The organism is Streptococcus danieliae (assembly GCF_009767945.1).
Taxonomy (GTDB): domain Bacteria; phylum Bacillota; class Bacilli; order Lactobacillales; family Streptococcaceae; genus Streptococcus; species Streptococcus danieliae.
In genome coordinates, this window is the sequence record NZ_WSRS01000148.1 from 1 (window position 1) to 1,342 (window position 1,342).

Below are 1,342 nucleotides of genomic sequence, written 5' to 3' on the forward strand. Positions count from 1 at the left end.
TTTTTTTTCACTTATCAGTTTACTAGGAATTGCTTTTTTTTGCACTCTGAATTACAAAAAAAGTTGCATGGAGAGCAAGCTTTCCACACAACTTATTATAGAACCAAAAAATTGAAAAAGGGGCTTGCTATTTTTCCGATGATTTGTTAGAATAAATAGTGTTGAAAAATGGTCCGTTGGTCAAGGGGTTAAGACACCGCCTTTTCACGGCGGTAACACGGGTTCGAATCCCGTACGGACTATATTTTCCGCCATAGCTCAGTTGGTAGTAGCGCATGACTGTTAATCATGATGTCGTAGGTTCGAGTCCTACTGGCGGAGTTCTTAAGAATCCCTTCAGGGATTCTTTTTTTATATTCAGAATCTACTGAAGCTCTTTTGCCTGAAATGTCATTATATTGGGCACCTCTAAAAACTAAATTTCTGAAAATCTAAATGTTGATTTATCAAGGTTTGAGTGATTCAATTTGAAGAAAAACTGGGGTTTTTAGAGGTGCTCTATTGTCTTAAATGATCTTCTTTTTTATTTTTATTTCCGAATAGACAAGTAAAGCGACATCTTAGGAGAGAGCGATCCTTGGCCAGATTTTGTCTGTTAGGATAATAAGGAAAGGAAGAATCATGGATTTTGAAAAAACGTATCAAAAAGTTCGCGGAACTGTCTTGAAATGCCATCGAGAGTTTTACCTCCACCTATGGGATACTTGTGACTGGGAGCAAGAAGGAATGATTGTTCTGTATCATTTAATAGAAGAAAATCCGATTGTGTTAGAGGATGACGATAAGCTACATGTTTATTTTAAAACCAAATTCCGGAACCATATCATTGACAAGGTCCGGATGCAGGAGGCTAAAAAACGAACCTTAGACACCAAAGCTTATGTTGAAGTTTCTGAGGTTGGGCATTTATTAGCCGATCCTGGCCTCTATATGGATGAATTGGTTCTTTTTAAGAATCAAATCCAGGAATATAAAAATACGCTGAGCCAGAAGGAGTTGGATAATTATCAGCGTATTGTCAGCAATCAATCTTTTAAGGGGAGAAAGAAGATGCTAAAGGCTATGGCTCATTATTTTAAAGAATTTGATCCTAGAAAGTCCTAATGAAAAAAATCTAAAAAATGGGTATACCTCTCCTTCTAAATATGGTAAAATAGTTCTCGTCTGAAAAACCAGTCGGTTATCAAAACAAATGTTTTTAAAAAAAGTTTTATTTTTTTTAAAAAAAGTGTTGACACTTTTTAATCCTGGTGATATACTTAGATAGTTGTCTCGTGAGAGGCATGACCTTTGAAAACTGAACAAGACGAATACCAATGTGTGGGACACTAGTAATAGTGCC

General features: G+C 36.0%; 1 protein-coding gene and 2 tRNA genes. All 3 read left to right on the plus strand.

All coding sequences use genetic code 11. The features are described from left to right. The first annotated feature begins 170 nt into the window (after window positions 1-170). Window positions 171-242: transfer RNA gene (locus tag E5983_RS09055), tRNA-Glu, on the plus strand. Window positions 243-247: 5 nt separating this feature from the next. Beyond that, window positions 248-321: transfer RNA gene (locus E5983_RS09060), tRNA-Asn, on the plus strand. 300 nt (window positions 322-621) lie between these two features. Next, the gene (locus E5983_RS09065) at window positions 622-1,104 is read left to right on the plus strand and encodes a sigma-70 family RNA polymerase sigma factor (protein ID WP_160333494.1); all 483 of its coding nucleotides are present in this window, start codon (window positions 622-624) and stop codon (window positions 1,102-1,104) included. The last annotated feature ends 238 nt before the right edge of the window (window positions 1,105-1,342 follow it).

Coding starts and splice junctions, on each gene's coding strand:
- E5983_RS09065 (WP_160333494.1), top strand. CDS start 622: ATGGATTTTGAAAAAACGTATCAAAAAGTTCGCGGAACTGTCTTGAAA.